Annotated in this window: 18 protein-coding genes; 3 read left to right on the top strand and 15 right to left on the bottom strand. The window is 40.9% G+C overall.

Annotation, left to right across the window (positions count from 1 at the left end; translation table 11 throughout):
- Window positions 1-264: 264 nt before the first annotated feature.
- The 8 genes from ACYP5M_RS16575 to ACYP5M_RS16540 all read right to left on the bottom strand — a co-directional run bounded on the left by ACYP5M_RS16575 (window position 265) and on the right by ACYP5M_RS16540 (window position 11,191).
- On the bottom strand, window positions 265-1,791 hold the full coding sequence (locus ACYP5M_RS16575; protein WP_101224918.1) for an acetyl-CoA hydrolase/transferase family protein: 1,527 nt from the start codon (window positions 1,789-1,791) through the stop codon (window positions 265-267).
- A gap of 130 nt (window positions 1,792-1,921) precedes the next feature.
- A complete protein-coding gene (locus ACYP5M_RS16570) occupies window positions 1,922-2,572 on the bottom strand; it encodes a LytTR family DNA-binding domain-containing protein (RefSeq protein WP_459735282.1) in 651 nt (216 codons plus the stop codon).
- Between the two features lie 570 nt (window positions 2,573-3,142).
- Window positions 3,143-3,505 carry a P-II family nitrogen regulator gene (locus ACYP5M_RS16565; RefSeq protein ID WP_063235326.1) on the bottom strand — a complete coding sequence of 121 codons (363 nt, stop codon included), beginning with the start codon at window positions 3,503-3,505 and terminating at the stop codon, window positions 3,143-3,145.
- Between the two features lie 15 nt (window positions 3,506-3,520).
- Window positions 3,521-4,735 carry an ammonium transporter gene (locus ACYP5M_RS16560; protein ID WP_230177882.1) on the bottom strand — a complete coding sequence of 405 codons (1,215 nt, stop codon included), beginning with the start codon at window positions 4,733-4,735 and terminating at the stop codon, window positions 3,521-3,523.
- Window positions 4,736-5,039: 304 nt separating this feature from the next.
- Window positions 5,040-5,243 carry a YbdD/YjiX family protein gene (locus ACYP5M_RS16555; RefSeq protein ID WP_459735281.1) on the bottom strand — a complete coding sequence of 68 codons (204 nt, stop codon included), beginning with the start codon at window positions 5,241-5,243 and terminating at the stop codon, window positions 5,040-5,042.
- A 13-nt stretch (window positions 5,244-5,256) separates the two neighbouring features.
- Window positions 5,257-7,311 (bottom strand): carbon starvation CstA family protein, encoded by a 2,055-nt coding sequence (locus ACYP5M_RS16550; RefSeq protein WP_434168407.1) that lies wholly within the window; start codon window positions 7,309-7,311, stop codon window positions 5,257-5,259.
- Between the two features lie 366 nt (window positions 7,312-7,677).
- Window positions 7,678-9,543 (bottom strand): ABC transporter ATP-binding protein, encoded by a 1,866-nt coding sequence (locus ACYP5M_RS16545; RefSeq protein WP_434168406.1) that lies wholly within the window; start codon window positions 9,541-9,543, stop codon window positions 7,678-7,680.
- The gene (locus ACYP5M_RS16540) at window positions 9,443-11,191 is read right to left on the bottom strand and encodes an ABC transporter ATP-binding protein (RefSeq protein WP_434168405.1); all 1,749 of its coding nucleotides are present in this window, start codon (window positions 11,189-11,191) and stop codon (window positions 9,443-9,445) included. The genes ACYP5M_RS16545 and ACYP5M_RS16540 overlap by 101 nt, the downstream gene beginning before the upstream one ends.
- Window positions 11,192-11,638: 447 nt before the next feature.
- On the opposite strand from ACYP5M_RS16540, the gene ACYP5M_RS16535 reads away from it, so the two are divergent.
- On the top strand, window positions 11,639-12,199 hold the full coding sequence (locus tag ACYP5M_RS16535; protein WP_101224925.1) for a nitroreductase family protein: 561 nt from the start codon (window positions 11,639-11,641) through the stop codon (window positions 12,197-12,199).
- Window positions 12,200-12,860: 661 nt separating this feature from the next.
- Here ACYP5M_RS16535 and ACYP5M_RS16530 read toward each other — a convergent pair.
- Both ACYP5M_RS16530 and queF read right to left on the bottom strand, forming a co-directional pair.
- Window positions 12,861-14,207 (bottom strand): aspartate kinase, encoded by a 1,347-nt coding sequence (locus ACYP5M_RS16530; protein ID WP_459735280.1) that lies wholly within the window; start codon window positions 14,205-14,207, stop codon window positions 12,861-12,863.
- A gap of 204 nt (window positions 14,208-14,411) precedes the next feature.
- Window positions 14,412-14,912 carry a preQ(1) synthase gene (queF, locus tag ACYP5M_RS16525; RefSeq protein WP_034305880.1) on the bottom strand — a complete coding sequence of 167 codons (501 nt, stop codon included), beginning with the start codon at window positions 14,910-14,912 and terminating at the stop codon, window positions 14,412-14,414.
- 303 nt (window positions 14,913-15,215) lie between these two features.
- Here queF and ACYP5M_RS16520 point away from each other — a divergent pair, with 303 nt between their 5' ends.
- Window positions 15,216-16,052, top strand: a complete 837-nt coding sequence (locus tag ACYP5M_RS16520) for a DMT family transporter (RefSeq protein ID WP_101224928.1) — start codon at window positions 15,216-15,218, stop codon at window positions 16,050-16,052.
- Between the two features lie 125 nt (window positions 16,053-16,177).
- Window positions 16,178-16,435, top strand: coding sequence for a BA3454 family stress response protein (locus ACYP5M_RS16515; RefSeq protein ID WP_434168402.1), 258 nt, complete (start codon window positions 16,178-16,180; stop codon window positions 16,433-16,435).
- A 593-nt stretch (window positions 16,436-17,028) separates the two neighbouring features.
- Here ACYP5M_RS16515 and ACYP5M_RS16510 read toward each other — a convergent pair.
- The 5 genes from ACYP5M_RS16510 to qoxA form a co-directional block, all read right to left on the bottom strand.
- Window positions 17,029-17,478, bottom strand: coding sequence for a YfmQ family protein (locus ACYP5M_RS16510; protein WP_459735279.1), 450 nt, complete (start codon window positions 17,476-17,478; stop codon window positions 17,029-17,031).
- Between the two features lie 306 nt (window positions 17,479-17,784).
- Window positions 17,785-18,069, bottom strand: a complete 285-nt coding sequence (qoxD, locus tag ACYP5M_RS16505) for a cytochrome aa3 quinol oxidase subunit IV (protein WP_034305888.1) — start codon at window positions 18,067-18,069, stop codon at window positions 17,785-17,787.
- 1 nt (window position 18,070) lies between these two features.
- Window positions 18,071-18,667, bottom strand: coding sequence for a cytochrome aa3 quinol oxidase subunit III (gene qoxC / locus ACYP5M_RS16500; protein ID WP_101224931.1), 597 nt, complete (start codon window positions 18,665-18,667; stop codon window positions 18,071-18,073).
- Window positions 18,667-20,613, bottom strand: coding sequence for a cytochrome aa3 quinol oxidase subunit I (gene qoxB, locus ACYP5M_RS16495; protein ID WP_101224932.1), 1,947 nt, complete (start codon window positions 20,611-20,613; stop codon window positions 18,667-18,669). Before qoxB ends, qoxC begins: the two co-directional genes overlap by 1 nt.
- Window positions 20,614-20,686: 73 nt before the next feature.
- Window positions 20,687-21,616, bottom strand: coding sequence for a cytochrome aa3 quinol oxidase subunit II (gene qoxA, locus ACYP5M_RS16490; RefSeq protein ID WP_101224933.1), 930 nt, complete (start codon window positions 21,614-21,616; stop codon window positions 20,687-20,689).
- Window positions 21,617-21,980 lie beyond the last annotated feature (364 nt).

Raw genomic sequence — 21,980 nt, 5'->3', positions numbered from 1 at the left:
ATAATCCTTCATTGTTAGCAGTTTACCATACTTCTATAACTTGAATGAATAATTATATACAAAAATAAAAGAAAAAAGCCTAAAGATACAGTTCCCTATCTTTTCGATGGCTAAGCATCATTTTACACTTTAAATCTTTTATATGTTAGAGGAAAAAAACTAATATGCACCATCATGCAAATTGAAAGATTCATGGTTTTCCCAATACGGGAAACGGACCCAAATAAAAAAAACCCCGCTGTATTGGCGGGGTGGTTTTGAGTCTTATTTTTGATCTTGAAGTACTGCTTCAAGCATCGTACCGTTTTTAGCTAGGTTTGTATGCCATGAAAATGCTTTTTCAAGAATGTGTGGAGTTTGATGCCCGCCAGTTTGCGCAACAGCTTCAGTGAAGTATGCACGAAGCTGTGGACGGTAGTCAGGATGCGCACAATTTTCAATGATTAACTCTACGCGCTCTTTTGGTGCCAAACCACGTAAATCAGCGATCCCTTGCTCTGTCACTAATACATCCACATCATGTTCAGTATGATCCACATGAGAAACGAAAGGAACGATACTGGAAATCTTGCCGCCTTTTGCATATGATTTCGTTACGAAAATGCCTAGGCGTGAGTTACGGGCAAAATCTCCCGATCCACCGATTCCATTCATCATTCTTGTCCCAGAAACATGTGTCGAGTTTACATTACCATAGATATCACACTCTAACGCTGTATTGATTGAAATCAAGCCAAGACGGCGGATGATTTCAGGATGGTTAGATATTTCTTGTGGACGAAGAACTAGTTTATCACGGTATTTTTCAAGTTCACCGTAAACTTGTTTACCTTTTTCTTCAGCTAATGTGATCGAACAACCTGAAGCGAATTTCACTTTTCCAGCATCGATTAAATCAAATACCGCATCTTGCAGCACTTCTGAATAAACTTCCAAATCTTTAAATTCAGAATCAAGGAAGCCAGCGAATACAGCATTTGCCACTGAACCTACACCCGACTGAAGCGGAGCAAGGCTTTCAGTTAAACGGCCAGCCTTGATTTCTTCACGAAGGAAGTTAATGAGGTGGTTCGCGATTGTTGCAGTTTCTTCATCCGGCGGCACGATTGTAGAAGGTGCATCAAGATCTGTAGAAATGACGATTCCCATTACTTTTTCAGGGTCAACCGCAATACCGATCGATCCAAGGCGATCACTAGCTTTAGTCATAGGAATCGGTTCGCGTTTCCCTTGTTCAGCTGGTGTATATATATCATGCATCCCTTCCAATCCTTCTGGATGGGACACGTTCAATTCAATGATTACATGTTTAGCTTCTTGAACGAATATGGCTGAGTTACCTACAGAAGTTGTCGGGATGATCAATCCTTCTTCCGTAATCGCCAGTGCTTCGATGATTGCAAAATCTATAGGTCCGACAATGCCTTGACGAACTTGTTCAGCTGTATGAGATAAATGCTGGTCCACATAAGTGACTTCATCAGCATTTATTTTATTGCGAATGCCTTTATCCGCTTGGAACGGCAAACGTTTATTTATGATACCGGCTTCCGCCATATGTTGATCGACTTCCGGTCCTAATGAAGCACCAGTATAAACGTCAACTTTGAATTTTTCAGTTTTTGCTTTTTCAACTAGAGCCATCGGAATAACTTTAGCATCACCAGCACGGGTAAATCCACTCATCCCGAGTTTCATCCCATCTTTAATCCATGAAGCTGCTTCTTCCGCTGTAACTACTTTCCCCTTAAATTGTTCATTGCGAATTTTTTTGAAAACGCTTTCGTTCATACAAAAGACCCCCATTTTCGCTTTTCTTACACTTAATTTTACCAATCCTGTGTAATCGTCACATTCATTTTTGAATGAAAAGCCTTAAATAGGTCATAAACCAGCATTTTATTCACACAAGGGAGAATCATTAAAATCCTAAAGCCCTCCTGAATTGACTTGCATACGTTTGACTGACCTGGATTTTGGAATTGTCTTTCATTATCAGTAAAAATGTAGAATGAAAATCGGGAAGGATTTCTTGAATATAGTTGATATTGACGATGTACGAACGATGCACGCGAATGAATAAATCACTAGGTAAAATGAATTCCAATTCACTTAAATTCATTTTATGAAATCCACTCACACGTTCGGACTGAATTTTAGTTTTCCTATTTTGAGCTTCCAGATACATAATTCCATCATATGGAAGCGGTATCCAGCGATCTTCGGTTTTAATGGTCAAGAATGATGTCGGTAAAATTAATGGCTTTGTCGGCAAGATGGCCGTTACCGCTCCTAAAGGATTGCCCTGGTCCATGATAGGAACACTCAGCCCATAGTAAGGTACGCCAAATACATTGCTTTCAACCTGCACCCCTATTTTTTTACGGACACTCAGTGCTTTATATGTCGCTGTGTTTTCACTGATTAAATCACCTGGTTTTATTCTTAAATCAACTTGTTTGCTCGGTTGATAATAAATGTATTTTTCGGAATCAGCCACAGAAATTGAAGCATCCTTCGGTACAAATTCCCTGATGATATTTAAAACGGATTCGACCGTAAATTGATCCATTTCCTTTCACCTCTTAAAAGAACATATTAATAATTTCCCTATTATTAAACAGGGCATTCATAAAATAATTCATCATTTTTTGGAAAACTTACATTTTTTTGAATTTACTATTCGTAAAATTAAAGAAAAATTGAAGTAACTAAGCGAAAAGCGTCAAAAAAGGCAAAAAAATCGTATTTAAATTTACATCCTTATTCATTATAGTTGGAAAGCTCCCCGATTTCCATGGGGGATTCAAGAAAAAAGTTTCCTTATATACTAACATTTAAATGTCGCGAGGGTGGAAATCAAACGCATAAAAAAGCCGCTCTCCCCATATAGGATAACGGCTAAAGGTCATTTTTTAAAACGGGGATTTTGAAACGAGGATTTTATTCTTAGAGATAGTATCTCTTCTAGATTTTTCAGTGGCAATTCCAATAAAAAGGGTCGGTCATCAGGTTGATATACATCCTCTGAAATGAGCGTATTAACGATCTTCTGTTTTTTTGCATTAACAATTCGGACCAGTCTCCCCATTTTCAGCTCCCTTTCTTTAATCAACTGTATCCGGCACATTCGGCCGGACATTCAGATGTCATTCTTTAACGCATCATGACCTTCTTTTCCGGTACGGATATTCACAACATTCGCCAATTCATAAATGAAGATTTTTCCGTCACCTGGTTTACCTGTACTCAGGAATTTCCTTGCTACATCCACAACATCCTGAACTGGCACTTCACACACGACGATTTCGATTTTCATTCGATCATGTAGTGACATTTCACGATTTCTGCCTCTATAGGTTTCCACATAACTTTTCTGAAGACCCGTTCCTTTTACTTCCGATACAGTCATTCCGCTTACCCCTATTTTTGCAAGTTCCGCTTTGAATTGTTCAAACTTGATCGGACGTGTAATGATTTCGATTTTCGTTAAAACCTCGGACATATGAGCAACCCCCTTTTAAATGGATTCGTGATAAGCTTTTTCTCCATGAAGTGTAAGATCAAGCCCCATTGACTCATCTTCTTCACTGACACGCAACGGTACGAAAAGGTTAATGACTTTAGCAACGACATATGTGACCACGGCAACGAAGATATATGTCGCAATGATCGCTACAAGCTGCTTCCACAACAAGTTGAAATCTCCATAGAATAAACCATCTGCACCGTTTTCGTTAACGGAAGTGGTCGCGAATAAACCTGTAGCGATCCCACCCCATGTCCCGCCGATCCCGTGCAATCCGAAAGCATCAAGTGCATCATCGTAACCGAGTTTATTCTTCAGGAAGAATACGCCCCAGAAACATACGGCACCACCAATGACACCGATGATGATGGAAGAGGCAGGGGTTACGAATCCGCAAGCAGGTGTAATGGCCACCAAGCCAGAAATAGCTCCTGATACCGCACCCAGCAATGTTGCCTTTTTATTTGCCATATACTCAACGATCAGCCAGCCTATGATACCAGCAGCGGCCGCAACAGCTGTATTGACGAATACATTCATCGCCACTTCATTGATTGTCAGTGCGCTTCCGACGTTGAAGCCGTACCAACCGAACCATATTAATGATCCGCCAAGGAATGTTAAAGGAAGATTATGCGGTGCACTGTCACCCGACTCTTTCCTTTTACCTAACATGATCGCTAAAACCAGACCTGCAACCCCTGAAGAAATATGAACAACGTTGCCGCCTGCAAAGTCAAGTGTACCAAGTTCCGCTAACCAGCCGCCTCCCCATACCCAGTGTGCAACGGGAGCGTATACGAATAAAGACCAAAGGATCGTAAAAATCAGGAATGCTGAAAATCTCATCCGCTCGGCAATGCCACCTGCAATGATCGAGACGGTTAAAACGGCAAAAGTCATTTGGAATAACATGAACAAACTATGAGGAATCGTTTCACTGTATGGTCCAGGTGCAAAGCCTACATCCTTTAAGCCAACCCAGTCCAGACCTCCCAGAAGTGTATTACCAGGTGAAAATGATAATGAATACCCAATCAGCACCCAAAGAATCGAAATGACAGCCAATGGCATATAACTATGCATTGCCGTATTCAGGACATTTTTACTTTTTACCATCCCTCCATAAAATAGGGCAATCCCTGGTGTCATTAACCAAACCATCATTGTCGCCAAAAACATGAATACCGAATCTGCCATTTGCATACTGTTTTTTTCCCCCTTGTTTTTTGTATATGTTATGTTTATTAACACTATTATGTTATATTTTTTATCATATACTTAATTTTCTAATAATTCAACTTAATTTTTATATTTTATAAAAAAATGTTAGGTTATATAACATCACTGTGAATAAAGGCTTAGATAATTTGATTTTTTTGTCTTATAATTAATTTTCCACCTTTTTACGACTCCATTACTATTACATTTACCCCTCTACCTATGTCCCACTTCAAAAAAACCAATAAAAAAAGGGCCCTCATATTGAGGACCCTCAAAAAATATTCAATTAACAGCAACGAGACACATTCCCACCCTTTGCGTTATACCGTTCATCCTGGGCTTCGCAGAAAAATTCTTTCCTGGTTTTCACGCGCTCTTCAGGATGATGCTTTTTCATATGTGCCACATACGTATCATAACTTGGCACGCCGACGAGCAAACTGACGAATTGCTTTCTGTAGCTGAGAATTGTAATTATTCTTTTCAACATTGCTTTCCCTCCCTTATGACGTCCTTGATACATAAGGTGTTTCATGTAAATCTATTTTCTGGTTCTTCAAGACCTTTATCCATAACCTAATGGCAGAAATCAGGACAGTGATCACCACGATCATGAAGATGGCACAAAGGGCTGCATCCACATAATCATTGACGATAACCCGTTTCATCTCGGCCAGATTAGCTGCCGGAGCAAGAACTTCCCCACTATCATAGGCCGCTTTAAATTTATCCTTATGTGCTAAAAAGCCAATTGCCGGGTTTTCATGGAACAGCTTCTGCCACCCTGCCGTCATGGTCACTATCAACAAGAATGTAGTGGGCACAAGAGTGACCCATGTGTACGCTTTTTTGCCCATTTTGAAAAGGACCGTCGTCCCAAGCAGCAACGCAATGGCGGAAAGCATCTGATTCGCAATTCCAAACAATGGCCAAAGGGTATTGATCCCGCCAAGAGGATCAATGACCCCTTGATAAAGGAAGTACCCCCAACCGATTACACAAATGGCAGTTGCAATTATATTAGGCAGCCATTTATTCGTTTCGGCAAATGGTTTGTAAAAGGTGCCGATGATATCCTGTATCATAAAACGTCCCACCCTGGTTCCTGCATCAATGGTGGTCAATATGAACAATGCCTCGAACAAGATCGCGAAATGATACCAGAACGCCATCAGGGACGCCCCCCCAATCACTTGCGAGAAGATATGGGCCATGCCGATTGCAAAGGTCGGTGCTCCTCCAGTACGGGATATGATGGTCTCTTCCCCAACATCGTCTGCAAGGCCGGTAATCATCTCAGGTGTTACAAGGAAACCCCAATCGGATATGGTAGCAGCCACTTGCGCTGGTTCCGTTCCCACAACGGCTCCCGGGCTGTTAATAGCAAAATAGATACCTGGCGTCAATACACAGGCGGCAATCATCGCCATGATGGCTACAAAGGATTCAGTCAACATCGCCCCGTATCCGATTGGACGTGCATGCGATTCGCGTTCAATCATCTTAGGAGTTGTACCTGAGGAAACGAGTGCATGGAATCCCGATACCGCTCCACAAGCGATCGTAATGAATAGGAACGGGAATAAATTTCCGGAAAATACAGGTCCTGTTCCATCGATGAATTGAGTGACTGCAGGCATTTCAAGGCTCGGCATGACAATAAAGATACCAAGTGCAAGTCCGATGATCGTACCGATTTTCAAGAATGTACTTAAATAATCACGCGGTGCCAATAACATCCATACAGGCAAAACGGAGGCAACGAAACCGTAGACAATCAACATGATGGCAATCGTTTCCCCGCTGAAAGTGAACATTGGCGCCAATGTTGCACTCTCGGCTACAAAGCGGCCGAAATATAACGCGAGCATCAAAAGTATGATTCCGATAATCGACCCTTCACCAACCCGTCCCGGCCTTATATAACGCATGTAAATGCCCATAAGGACTGCAATCGGTATGGTCGAGGCAATCGTGAACATTCCCCACGGACTGCCCACCAGCGCTTTTACGACAACCAGGGCAAGTACCGCCAATAAAATGATCATGATACCGAGGATACCGATCATCGCTATCAAGCCTGTAATCGGTCCAATTTCCTCTTTGATCATCTCTCCCAAAGATTTGCCGTTACGGCGCATCGAACCGAAAAGAATGATGAAATCCTGTACGGCACCAGCCAAAACAACTCCGACTACAAGCCATAGCGTCCCTGGCAAATATCCCATCTGCGCTGCAAGGATGGGACCTACCAGAGGGCCAGCTCCGGCAATTGCTGCAAAATGGTGGCCAAACAACACCCATTTGTTTGTAGGAACATAATCTTTCCCATCATTATTCGCTTCCGATGGAGTCTGGCGATTGTCATCTAGCTCAAACACTTTCCGTGCAATGAATTTACTATAAAAGCGGTATGCAATTGAATAAACACAGAGTGCTGCAGTGACAATCCACATGGCATTGATGCTTTCCCCCCGGTTTAGCGCGACGAAACCAAAACTCACCGCCCCCAAAGCAGATATGATCCCCCAAAGTACGACTGACTTAAGCGCTTTCATTTTTTCCATCTCCCCTCCATTGAACTATTTTACAACTATAAAAAACCTTCATTTATAAGGGACCTGGGCTGAATTACTCCCCATGCCCATTAAATTTAAAGAATTTTATATATATTCTGAATTATATGTCACCATAAGGATTTTTAGCAATAGTAAATTGGTCAATTTGTAAAGTATTTTCCATTATTTTGTCGATAATTACCTCTTTTCCCACCAATATAGATTTATGAATTCACACTCTTTATAAGAACCGCATTGGGTAAATAACCCCATTTTTAGAAGGTGCATCATTAAATGAAACGGAAGTTGTCCTTGTTATTGGACCAACAACAAAAAAATGTGCGCCTGACGGCACACATTCTTTCTTCATCCAATCTGATTTCCCCTTAAAGAACTGCGAAATAGGTCGTAATAAAAACCCCTCTGCCGCAACAATTCATCATGGGATCCCTTTTCAATGACCCTTCCTTCATCAAGTACAAGGATTTGATCACTTTGCTGAATTGTATTCAATCTGTGGGCAATGACAAAACTTGTCCTTCCCTCCATCAAGCGGTGTAATGCTTCCTGGATTTTAAGTTCGGTAATCGTATCTATGCTACTTGTCGCTTCGTCCAAAATCAATAGAATGGGATCGGCTAAAATAGCCCTGGCAATCGATAATAACTGGCGCTGCCCCTGACTTATTCCACTGCCCTCTTGATTCAAGATGGTATCATATCGATCTGGCAGTTTCATGATAAAGGAATGGGCATTGGCAAGCATGGCTGCATTCACCACTTCTTCATCTTCCGCCTCCAGTCGGCCGTAGCGGATATTTTCACGAATCGTACCTTGAAACAAGAAGGAATCCTGTAAAACGAAGCCCATATGCTTACGGAGACTAGACCTCGTCACCTGTTGGATATCCTGCCCATCAATCATTATCCGGCCGCTGCTCGGCTCGTAAAAACGGGCAAGAAGATTAATGATCGTAGTCTTACCGGCCCCAGTGGGACCTACAAGCGCGATGGTCTCCCCTTTTTCCGCCTGGAAATTAACATCATATATCGTTTGCTCCTCATCATTATACGAAAAGGAAACACCCTCAAAGACCACCTCACCGCAGACATCGCGAAGTTCAGAGGCCTGCTTCTCATCCACTTCCTCTTCTTCTTCATCAAGTATGGCGAAAACCCGCTCCGCACCGGCAACAGCTGAAAGGAGTGTATTGAATTGGTTAGCCAGATCATTGAGCGGACGGGTGAATTGCCTTGAATACTCGGTGAAGATGACAATTACCCCGATGGAAACCGTTCCTATGCCACTCAGCGCCAAAAACCCGCCGACAGCAGCTATTACCGTGAAACTTAAGTTGTTCAGTAAATTCATCAGTTTTGGAATCAGCCCGGAGTATGATTGTGATAGGAAGCCGGCTTTCTTCAAGTTTTCACTCCGGATGATAAAATCCCGGATCACTTTATCTTCTTGTGAAAAAGCCTTTACGATCCGTTGTCCGGAAATCGTTTCTTCTATAAACCCATTCAGTTCCCCAAGGTTCTTCTGCTGTTGTTTAAACAGCTTTCCTGTCCGGTTCGTTATCCACCTCAGACCGAAGAACATAAGCGGAACGATGAATAAGGTTAAAACAGTTAATAAAGGGCTCAAATACAGCATGACTCCGATCGTCCCGACCAGTGTCAGCACACTTGAAAAAATCTGGATGACGGAACTATTCAAAGTGGAACTGACATTTTCTATATCATTCGTGACCCTACTCATCAATTCCCCATGCTGGCGCCGGTCAAAAAAGGGGATGGACAGCTGGTGAAGCTTTTTAAATAATTGATTGCGCATTTCATAAACCGTATCCTGCGCGATTCCAATCATCCAATAATTCTGAAGCCACATGGATAGGGAATAGAATATATAGACTCCAAGAAGTCCGAAAAGAAGGGTGATCAGCCCCCCGCTATCTTTTGTGACAATATAATCATCAATGGACATCCCAACAAGAAAGGGGCCAAGCAATCCCAAAACCGAGCTTATCAGCACCATGAAAAGGACACAAAATAACAGGCTTTTATTCGTTGCTAAGTAGGGAATGATCCTTTTTATCGTATTCCAGGAGTTGACCGGTTTGGACTTTGCCTTATCGGGAGATATTCTTTGACTCAAGCGAAATCCCCTCCTCCCCAAACTGTGAGTGAACGATTTTTCGATAAAGATCGCTTGTTTGAAGCAAATCCTCATGCTTCCCCAGTGCAAGGACTTGACCGCTTTCCAGCAACAAGATTTTGTCCGCCTCCATGGCTGTACTGATTTTTTGTGTAATGATGAGCGTTGTGCATGTATATTCCTTTAAAGCGGCAAGCAATTTACTTTCCGTTTTCAAATCCAGCGCACTCGTACTATCATCCAGAAGGAGAATCTTCGGTCTGCGCACCAATGCTCTTGCGATCGATAAGCGCTGTTTTTGCCCTCCGGACAGATTCACTCCTTTTTGCCCTAACTGGGTTTCATATCGCTTCGGAAGTTTCATTACGGTCTCATGCACCTGAGCATGCTTGGCCGCAGCCATGATTTCCTCCATCGAGGCACCTTCTTTTCCCCAAGCGACATTATTTTTTATGGTTCCTGAAAAAAGCAGCGCCTCTTGCGGTACATAGCCGATCCTTTTCCGCAGAGAATTCAGGGGGATATCTTTCAGATCTTGGTCATCAATTTGAATGGAGCCGCTTTCAACTTCGTATAATCTCGGAATCAGCTGAAACAGAGATGTTTTCCCTGATCCTGTCGCTCCTAAGATGGCAAGCGTTTCTCCCGGATCGATGGAGAAGGTCAGGTTTTTCAATATCGGCGTATCGGTTCCAGGATAACGAAAAGATACATCCAAAAACTTGATGCCTCCCCCATTTACGGCCCCACTCTTGCTTTCCGCCTTACCTTCATCAATATCTATCGGGGTTTCAAATATTTCCGTCACACGCTCCGCTGAAGCCTTCGCACGGGAAATGACCATGATCAGCCATGAAAAAACGGAAAGGGATGCCGCAATTCTTGTGGCATAGTTGACAATCGCCACAACTTCCCCTACCTGTATATCTCCCGTTGTTATAAATTCGCTTCCAAGCCAGAGAATGATCAGAATCGCCACATTCATGACCAACATCAGTACAGGCATCGTCGTTTCTATTAGACGAAGCGAAGTCACGGTCTTTCTTTTCAACTCTTCATTCGCATCGTCAAATCGGCCGATTTCATGCTCCTTACGAAGAAAAGCCTTGATCAAGCGCATGCCTATCAGGTTTTCCCTCATTACGCCATTAACATTATCGAGTTTTTTCTGTACGAGCTTAAACAGCTTGGCTGCTCGTTTCATAACCCATCTCAGGAAGAAAACAAGAATCGGAATTGAAATGACCAAAACAAGTGATAGTTTCAAATCGACCGCAATAGCCATTATCGCTCCGCCGATTACGATCAGTGGCGCCCTCGCCATGATACGCAAGCCCATAAAAACCGTATTTTGAAGTTGTGTCACATCATTTGTCATCCTTGTTATCAACGAGGAAGTCGGGATATTATTCAAATTTGCAAAAGAAAACGCCTGTATTTTACCAAAAAGGCTTTTCCTGACATCATGTCCAAAGCTTTGACTTACATGTGATGCCGTAAATGAATTAACGATCCCGCCAAGAAATGAAAAAACGGAAAGTCCAACCATGACACTTCCCCATTTAATCACCACCGATAAATCTTTCTGCAAAATGCCATCATCAATGATTTTTGCTATAAATAGAGGTTGTAACAGCTCTACCCCGAGCTCGACAATCATTAAGGATAAAGCAAGAATGATCAAAAGCCAGTATGGCTTAAGAAATGAGGACAATTTTTTCATCTATGACACCTTCGATTCTCCGTATGTAAATAGCATCTTTTCATCCTCCCATTATACATTTTTATACAGATTTTTTAAAAGATTTTAACCGTTTTAAAGCATTGGTAAATATCTTGAATTTTTTTTATAAATACCCTTGACAAATAACAGGAAATAAGCGAAAATTCTAATTGATAATGATTTTCAATTTCATTATCGATCTCTGAAATTTGATAAGCAATTACGATATTCTCTTATCGTACCCTTTTGATATTGTACATAGATACAATGTCGCCCCGGCTTCTCTGTGCCTAGTAAAATTATATGCTCATTAGCGAATGCAAGTCACTAGAATATTGCCCCCTCTTTATTCAAGTAATTTATTCACGTTGGAAGCATATTAGGCAGCCGGGGATTATTTTTTTCAACTATTAAACTTACATATATGATTAAAGGAGCAGGATGATCATGAAACTAGAAGATATCATTAAAGAACGGCGCAGCATCAAACGATTTAAGGACATTCCTGTTCCTATTGATACCATTCAATCATTATTGGAAACTTCGACATGGGCACCGAACCATAAAATGACCCAGCCATGGCGCTTCGTCGTGGTGCATGGTGATAGCCGTTTAAAACTCGCAGAAGCAACCCGTGCATTCATGGAAGGCAAAGAGAAGGACCCTGAAAAGAAAAAAGCAGCCGGACAGCGAGGATATAATAAACTTATAGGTGTACCGATGTTTGTCGCAGTGATCATGGAAGAGAACCCGAATCCCATGACACGTGAAGAAGATTATGCGGCTACAAGTGCCTTGATCCAGAATTTCAGCCTGCTTGCCTGGGAACAGGGAATCGGGATGATATGGGAAACATACGGCATGATACACAGCATGGAGTTTCGTGAAGCTTTGGGCGTGAAACCAGGCGAGAAGATCGTCGGCAGCCTTCACGTTGGCTATCCCGATATGATTCCTGCCCCTCGTCCAAGGACCGCGATCGATCAACTCCTGACCATTATGGACTAACATAAAAGGAAAGCATCCAATCTTCTATTTGGAGACTCAGACTGTAGACAAACTTGATGAAAATCGAGTTTTCTACAGTTTTTTTATGGCTTTTACAATTTGAACGTTGATTTCCGCTAAAGGTACTCGCTTTCCGCGGGCGGTCCGGGAGCCTCCTCGGCTTACGCCTGCGATGTCTCCCCTAGACGCGCTTTTCCCCCAGGAGTCTCGCCCCTTACACTCCAATCAACTTTGTTTTAACATATAGATAGAACTTATCCCTACATTCTTTTTTGTATTATATAGAAGTATTTAACTTGGGTGATATGGATGCTTTCTAAACATGATTCTATTCAGCAAGATCAACTCAGTGAATCATTTGGCTCGTAAACTTGATGTGCCTTTGACATCTCTTTCATTTATAATTTGGTGAAAGATATGTATTCAGAGGTTGGAGCGTCAACTCCGTTCTCCTCTAATTGCTTTAACCACTTGACAAATGGGTATTAAATTAATACAGACGCCCTGAACCCTACAGCGCGTCTGTTAGCTTGTAATGATTATCCCCACACGGTCATTGCCACTATCATAAAGAACCGAATGAAAAACCCAGCGTATGTATAGTGACTAAAAGCTCAATCAAAAAACCCCCTTCTAAAAGGAGGTCCCTGAACGCCCATACTCAAAAGAACTCGTGATACAATGCCTGAATCGCCGTCTCTTCGTTGTGCCCTTTCACACCGAACATCATGCTTACCTCCGAAGAGCCCTGGTTGATCATCTCAATATTCACCTTAGCTTCGGCCAAGGCTTTTGACGCTCTTGCCGTTGTACCGACATTATGGCGCATTCCTTCCCCTACAACCATGATCAAGGCAAGATCATGCTCCACATTCACTTCATCGGCATGCAGCTCTTTCTTGATTCGGGAAATGATTTTTCTCTCGGCTTCACCTTTCATCTGGTCCTGCCTTAGAATAAGCGTCACATCATCGATGCCTGATGGAATATGCTCATATGAAACTCCATAATCTTCAAGGATGTGCAGCAGTTTCCGGCCAAAGCCAACTTCCCGGTTCATCAAATATTTGCTAATGTAAATGCTGCAAAATCCTTTATCACTCGCAATCCCAATAACGGGCCCGTTCGTATTATCCCGTGTATTCACAATGCGGGTCCCTTGTGCCGCCGGATTGTTCGTATTCTGGATATGGACAGGTATTCCCGCACGGAATGCAGGAATCAGTGCCTCATCATGAAATACCGAGAAGCCTGCATAAGAAAGCTCACGCATCTCACGATAGGTTAATTCCCGGATTCCCTTTGGATTGGAAACCACATTTGGATTCACCGCATAAACGGCATCCACGTCCGTAAAGTTCTCATACAAATCAGCTTTGACCCCATTCGCAAGAATCGAACCAGTAATATCGGAACCGCTTCTTGAGAAGGTTAACACATCACCATCCAACGTATAACCGAAGAACCCTGGGAATACTACGATTCCAGGCTCATCACGCAGAGCATATAACCGATCATAAGACTCTGGCAGCACCCTGGTAAATCCACCTTCATCCGTTACGATCAAGCCGGCCTTCTTTGGATTTATATACTGCGCCTCTACACCACGGCTTTGGAAATATCCTGCGACCAGCTTCGCATTATTATCCTCGCCGCTGGCCTTCAAGGCATCCAAATAGCGCTTCGGGTTAGTTTGGTCTGCATGCAGCAGTGCCATTAAATTTTCATGAATCCCATTGATGACACTCTCGGATATATCCAACTCTTCAGCAATGCTCGCATAGCGGGATACGACATCCTCTATCAAATGCTCTCCGTTATCCCCGCGCAGCTGCTGTTCCGCAGCTTCAATCAATAAATCCGTCACCTTTATATCATCGGAATTGCGTTTCCCTGGAGCCGAAACGACTACAATCTTTCTATCTGGATCAGAAACAACAATTTCGAATACCTTCCTCAATTGTTCACCTGAAGCAAGTGAACTTCCACCAAACTTTGCAACTTTCATCTCGACATCCCCTATTTTCGTAAATATTCTGTCAAAATCAACTCTCCCTATTATTACGCTTTTTCTCGAAACAATCAAGTATAAATTCCATTATAGGAGGACATTTGTATTTTTAAAAAGGACAAACCATCAAGACGAAGGATCAAGAATGGCTAAAAACAAATAAAAAGACAACGGGCATATGCCCATTGTCTCTCCTATTCTTTAGCGATTATCCACAGTTTCCGGGTATAAGTCATGGTTCATCAAGCGGTAATTCGCCATTTCCTCATACTTCGTGCCTGGTTTCCCATAATTCGTGTAAGGGTCGATGGAAATTCCGCCCCTAGGTGTAAACTTACCCCAAACTTCAATATATTTAGGATCCATCAATTCGATTAAATCATTCATGATGATGTTCATGCAGTCTTCATGGAAATCACCGTGATTGCGGAAGCTGAATAAATAAAGTTTCAAAGACTTGCTTTCCACCATTTTCACACTGGGAATATAGCTGATGTAAATGGTAGCAAAGTCCGGCTGGCCCGTTATCGGACATAAGCTAGTGAATTCCGGGCAATTGAATTTGACGAAATAATCCCGGTTCGGATGCTTGTTATCGAATGACTCAAGGATTTCAGGCGCATAGTCAAATGTATATTTTGTTCCTTGATTACCAAGCAGTGTGATATCTTTTTTTAATTCTTCTTCTTTTCTTCCAGACATGAAAAGTCCTCCTAATCCCACGTTTCAGGGAGATTCATAAAATGGGCCTCTATATAACAAAAACCATATCTCCTCAAAGATATGGTTGATTCGCGAAAAATATCAAAGCCATAGTTTTTTTAAGAGGGTGATGCTATGAACCTCTCCCGATTATCGGGAAATATTTTAAAATTGTCTTAGTAAATATAAAAAAAAATAGTCAATATGTCAATGCAACTCTCTTAAATTGGGTTTGATTCATTTATATATTCAGTTTAAAATGGAAAAAGCAGTTCAACCTATAAGAAAGAAGAGAATATACACATGTGGATTTTTGCAGCACTCATCACCAGCTTATGTTTCGGAATCAATAACAGCATTTTCAAATGGAGCAGCGGAAAAGGCTATTCCAAGATACATATCCAATTTTTCTTTTATTTTTCAGCTTTTATTTTGTCCATTATTTATGGAATGTTTATGGATGGTTTGCAGCTGAACTGGCTGTCCATCATGCTTGGAGCAGCAATTGGTGTACTGAACGCTAATGGTAACATCCAGATGGCAAGCGCCTTTGAAAAAGGGCCGGCAAGCTTGACATCACCATTAATCGCAGCGAATGCCATATTCCCCATACTCTGTGCAGCTTTAATTTTTCACGAACATATTTCCTCCTTGCAGTGGAGTGGAATAGTCTGCATGTTTCTCGCTACATTAGTTATCCAGTATACACCTAACGCCAAAGGTAACCATCAATATGTCCCTTGGATCATGCACACAGTATTCTCCATCTTATCATTCGGAGTGCTCGGAATTCTAATGACGACATCAACACGTCTTCATTTAAACTCCCTTGATATCCTTGTATCAATGTATGGAGGCGGAATGCTTTATCTTCTTTCGGCTCTGGCCTTAAAAAAAGAAAAAATCAAGCTAAAGGAAGTCAAAATCGGTTCCTTAGTAGGTTTTTTAAGCATGATAGGCTATGGATGTTATTTCTTTGCATTGAACACCGGGATCGCAAGCATCATTTTCCCTGTCGTCAGCCTGAACTGTTTAGTTGTCGTATTCGCTGGATGTTATTTATTCAAGGAAAAACTAAAAACCTATCAAATTGCCGGTGTTCTTGCAGCATTAATCGGTATTATTTTAACTAAAATATGAATATAGTACGTTTACAAAAACAACCTGGCTGTCATGTGTACAAGCCAGGTCGTTTTCTATTTAATGGGAAATGGGGTAGGTCAAAAAAAAAAATGTTGACACATCCGTAAAAATATCAGATAATTTTGAATATTAATTCTTTAGATTTAACAGCTTTTGAAATGTTTGAAAAATCCTCTGCCACGGGTATTAAAGAAATAGGTACAACCACCTCATTTTATTCTGAATCAAGAAAGGAAAGATGCATTATGGTAAAAGTTACAGTAACAGTTGATTTCCAAGGAAAATCTTATCAAACTAACGTCCTTACTAAACCGGGTACAGATCATGAAGTAATTTTACAACAAGCCCTTCATCAAGTTGAAAAGCAATGGAAAGCGTAAGAAGGCAGGCATCGCAATAGATACCTGCTTTTTTATTACCATTTTAATAATTTCCAAAATACGTTTCATATGAACTATTAAAGACCCTCTTGCAGCAATTCCCTCCTGGTAAAAAACACTTTTAATTATTTTTATTCAAAAGACACTAAAATTAAGATGTCAGTTTGTGTACTAGAATTTTTTATAATGAAAAAAATATCCAATTGAAATGGGATTATATAATAAAAGTCTTTTAAAAAAGACGGTCTTTTAAAGGACCGTCTCAACTGTAGACAATTTAACCGTTGATTTCCATTCCAGGCACTCGCTATCCGCAGGCGGTCCGGGAGCCTCCGTTCCAATCAACTTTGTTTTAAAATTTAGATAGAACCCCTTTTGTCCACTAACAAGCTAATAATTGATTTTCCTGCAGTTTTTGTTGAGGGTTTTAAATTCAATCGTTTATTTCCTCTCCTGGCACTCACTTTGCGCCTGCGAGGTCTCCCCTGGACACGCTTTCCCCGCAAAGGTCTCGCACACACCATTCCAATCAACCTTGTTTTTAATTTAATACAGAACCCTTTTGTTTACAAACTGAGACCGAATTACTGTTATTAAACTAAATTTCTTATTAATGGCATGGAACGTTCTTGGAGGTTATCGGAAAACAGGCTATAAGAAATGACTTTCTTCTTGTACTGTTTAACTACATCCACTCGGTCATTGTAAATAAACACAAATAACTTAACATCAATTTTGCCTTTTTTAGTATCAATGACTAATGGAGTCCCACTGTCCTCTGGATGTAAAAACAATTGCTCGTTACCCGGGAATATATGATTTTTCTTCAAAAATCTGGCGTTATTAAAGTAATTAATAACTTGCACTTTTTCTTCACCTTCCAAACGTTTTCCGTCAAAGGATACGATCGCATTCCCGCCACTAATTTCTGAGTGTATTTTAAATTTGCTGATAATCCAATTAACAGCATCGGTTGGAAGACAGGAAACCAATATTTTTAACAAGCTTAATATAATTGTCAAAATCAAAACCGGCAATGTCAATTCATCATCTCCGCTACATTTATAATTAATTCTTTATAACTTATTATATCAATAGGGCTGGCAATTTCTCTTAGAAGATGTGTCCGTTCTATTAACGTTTTACTTTGGTAAAACATTGTACTTAAACACAATTTACCCTTTATAAATATAATTTTCCGAAATGGTTATACTAAACATAATCGTTTCATCCACATCCTTCTTAACAAATTTCCATGAATGAGATGGATAGATCGGTATAAGAAATTATATTTATTAAAGTACAAAAAAACTGGGCGTCATCAAGACGCCCAGCTTTTCCGGAATCGATTATTGATATCCCCAAATCATTGTTAGCATTGTACCGAAAATTGTAACCAATGCAACGAACAATCCGTAATAAACGTTTGTGTAAATCGATGCTTTATCTTCAGACTCACCTGCGTGCATGAACATAACTAATTGCAGTGCAGCTTGCATGAAAGCTGTAACAAGTAGGATGATCACACCCATTTTTAGTGAGAGATCAAACATAATAACTGATAGTGCGACCAAAGTCAGGACTAGAGAAAACGCAAATCCCATAACTTGGCCCCGTGGGAATAATTCTTTCATATTACATCATTCCTTTCAGGTAGACGAAACTGAAGATGAAGATCCAGACAACGTCCAAGAAATGCCAGTAAAGTGAAAAGATGAAAGCCTTGTTTGTTGTTTCTGGAGTCATACCGCGCTTTTTGATTTGCATGACGATGAAGGTTCCCCAGAATAAACCAAGTGTAACGTGAGCTCCATGCGTACCTAGTAATGTAAACAAACTAGATAAGAAAGCACTTGTTTGAATGGTTGCTCCTTCATGTACATACTCCACGAATTCATAAATTTCGACTCCCAAGAAGCCTAAACCAAGAATAAGGGTGATAATGAAGAAACCAATCGTTGCTTTCTGTCTGCCAAGTCTCATTGCATTGATTCCAAGACCTATGGTAAAACTACTGGTTAAAAGAAAGATTGTTTGGAACATCAGGGTTGGGACTTTAAAAAGATGTTCCCCTGTTGGACCATTTCCAGTTCCATTGACCAATACAAAATAAGTGGCGAACAGTGTAGCGAAAAGAGCTATTTCTGCTCCTAGGAAAATCCAGAATCCAAAAATCTTTAAGCGATTTTCTTCCGTGCTATATTCTAGTGGCAGCGAGTTATCTATTTTCATTACTTAGCACCTCGCAATTTATTTTCAGTTTCTTCGATCTCTTCAACAGAGATATAACGTCCGTGATCTTTTTCGAATGAACGGTGAATCATACAAGCAAAGATACCGATCGTTGCAATGATAGCAATGATCCACATGCTGAATACCATCGCAAAGCCCCAAACGAAGAAGATACAGCTCATGATAAACGGCACACCACTGTTATTTGGCATATGGATCTTTTCTACTTTACCGCCAAATAACTTAAAGCCTTTTTTCTTTGAATCCCAGAATGCTTCTGTAGAATCAACTGTTGGCACAATTGCAAAGTTATATTCAGGGATTGGTGTATGTGTAGCCCACTCTAGAGAACGTGCATCCCATGGATCGTTTGAAATATTTCTTGACGCATAACGAGTGCTCCAATAGATATTGTACACAATAAGTGCAAAACCTATTGCCAAGCCAATCGCTCCAACGAAAGAGAGCATATTCAATGGACCATACCCTGTTGATTCAGAGTACGTATACATACGACGTGCCTGCCCATCTAAACCAGTGATGAACATCGGGAAGAATGTAACATTAAAGCCGATTGTAATGAACCAGAACGACCATTTCCCAATTTTTTCGCTCAACATGAAACCGAACATTTTTGGCCACCAGTACGTGAAACCAGCAAGTACGGCAAATACAGTACCAGGGATTAAAACGTAGTGGAAGTGAGCTACTAAGAACATTGTATTATGGTATTGGTAGTCAGCACTTGCCATTGCAAGCATGACCCCTGTTACCCCACCGAGCGTGAAAATCGGAATGAAAGCTAAAGAGTAAAGCATCGGAACGGTAAAAACGATTTTACCTTTCCAAAGTGTGAACAACCAGTTGAAAATCTTAACACCGGTCGGGACGGCAATTGCCATCGTGGTAATCGAGAAGATACCATTAACCATTGCACCGTGACCCATTGTATAGAAATGGTGAGCCCATACAATGAAAGATAGAGTAGAAATAGCTACCATGGAGATAACCATCGAATTATACCCGTACAGGTTACGACGTGCAAATGTCGAAATGATTTCACTGTATATACCGAAAGCCGGAAGAATTACTATATAAACTTCAGGATGTCCCCAAACCCAGAACAAGTTCGCCCAAAGCATATCGCTACCGCCATTGGCCATCGTAAAGAATTGAGTTCCGAATAGACGATCCATTGTCATCAACGCAAGTGCCACTGTCAATACAGGGAAAGCGAAAACGATAATGAAGTTTGTGATCAATATAGACCATGTGAACATTGGCATTTTCATTAAGTTCATGCCAGGTGCTCTCATTTTCAAGATTGTTACGATAAAGTTGATACCAGTCAGTAATGTACCGATACCAGCTATTTGAATTGCAATCGCGTAATAGTTCGAACCTACTGATTCACTGAAATCGTTACTTGCCAGCGGGAAGTAAGATGTCCAACCTGCATCAGGAGAACCACCGACTACGAAAGAGATGTTAAATAGCATTGCCCCCATGAAGAATAACCAGAAGCTTACTGCGTTCAGACGTGGGAATGCTACGTCACGCGCTCCAATTTGCAATGGTGTGACAATGTTCATTAACCCAATGATAAATGGCATAGCCATGAACAGGATCATGACGACCCCGTGTGTTGTAAATACCTCATTATAATGCTGTCCATCCAAAAGACCGTTATCTGGAATAGCCGTTTGAGCACGCATCATAAGAGCATCCACGCCACCACGGAAGAGCATAAGCAGTGCTGCCAAGATGTACATGATACCAATACGTTTATGGTCAACCGTTGTTAACCACTCACGCCATAAGTAACCCCATTTTTTAAAATAGGTAATTCCGGCAACAACCGCAATCATGGTTAAACCAATGGCAACCATGGATGCATAAATCGCAGGACTTGGATGAGGTACGGCAAATCGATCAAAGTAATCCATACTTTTGTGACTCCTTTCAGGAAAATATTCCTTATCTTGTAAACCTAGTTGTTTTATCGAACGAAATTAATTCTTAGTGATCATGATTCATGTTGCTGTGTTCTGAATGTTCATCGTGTGAATCCTTGGAATCATTTTCTTCCGTATCAGAAGATCCGTGGTCATGACCAGCATTTTCCCCTTCAGGAGCTGGAGAAAACTCTAAGTGAGTTCCAGTGTAAGTGGATTGTCCCACATGACCAGGTTTTAATAATTCATTGAATTTTTTCTCAGTAATCGGTTTAGCAGTAGCTTTAATTTCATCTACCCACTTATCGTATTCCTCTGCAGATAGTACATTAACGTTGAACGTTTGCTGAGCAAAACCTGAACCACTGAAGTTTGAATTTCGACCCATATACTCTCCTGGTACATCAGCTGCTAAGTGCAACGTATTAACCATGTCCGACATCGCGTATTTTTGTCCTCCAAGTTGCGGAATCCAGAAACTTGAGATTGGACCGAATGAGTAAAGTTTAAATTCAATTGGTCGGTTAGTAGGTAAAAACAGATAGTTGACTGTTTCGATATCTTCTTCCGGATAACTAAAATGCCACTTCCAGTTGGAAGATGAAGCGTAAATAATTAAAGGTTCTTGATCACCGTATCCTTTAGGTGTTGCCTCAACTTCATTTGTTGTTTTAACAGTAACAACGGATAGGAAAGCGACGATTAGAATTGGGATCGCAACCCAAATTATTTCAAGAACCTTACTTCCTTCAATATGAGGCGGTTCATAATCATCACGTTGTTTGGAAGCACGATATTTCATTATCATGAAGATATACAGTACCATAACGACAAGGACGACAAAGGCCATTGTCCATATCGAAATCATAATAACATCTGCTTGTGTTGCAGCTACTGGCCCTTTAGGGTCCAAGACCATTAATGGGTTATCGCAACCGGTTAGCACAGTGGCAATAGTAAAAAGTATAGTTAATAGAGCCCATTTTATTTTCATAGTACTACCCCTTTCTTACATAATAAAATTCCAATTGGTAATTATTCGGACAAAGTGTTACCATGTTCACAAACCCCGACATACCAATATTAATCCCAAGTCTAAAAAAAGACAATACAAAGTGACATCTGTCACATAAAGTTCATTAAAGAGCAGTAAGAAGATGGTAAATGAACTGAAATGTTCGAAAATCTTCAGCAAATGAAATATAATAAATGTTTCACATCTTGCCTTTGAAAATTCACTTAACAGTGCAGGATTACAAATAGTACCAATCCTCTTTCCATTTAATATTACTCTAATATAATGAAATAAAAATTTCACATTATAGTCACCGTGTATATTGCCTCAAAACTCTTAAAGA

This window comes from Peribacillus sp. N1, from assembly GCF_054600815.1.
Note: the sequence above shows the minus strand (reverse complement) of the source record. Positions and strands in the feature narration are given on the sequence as shown.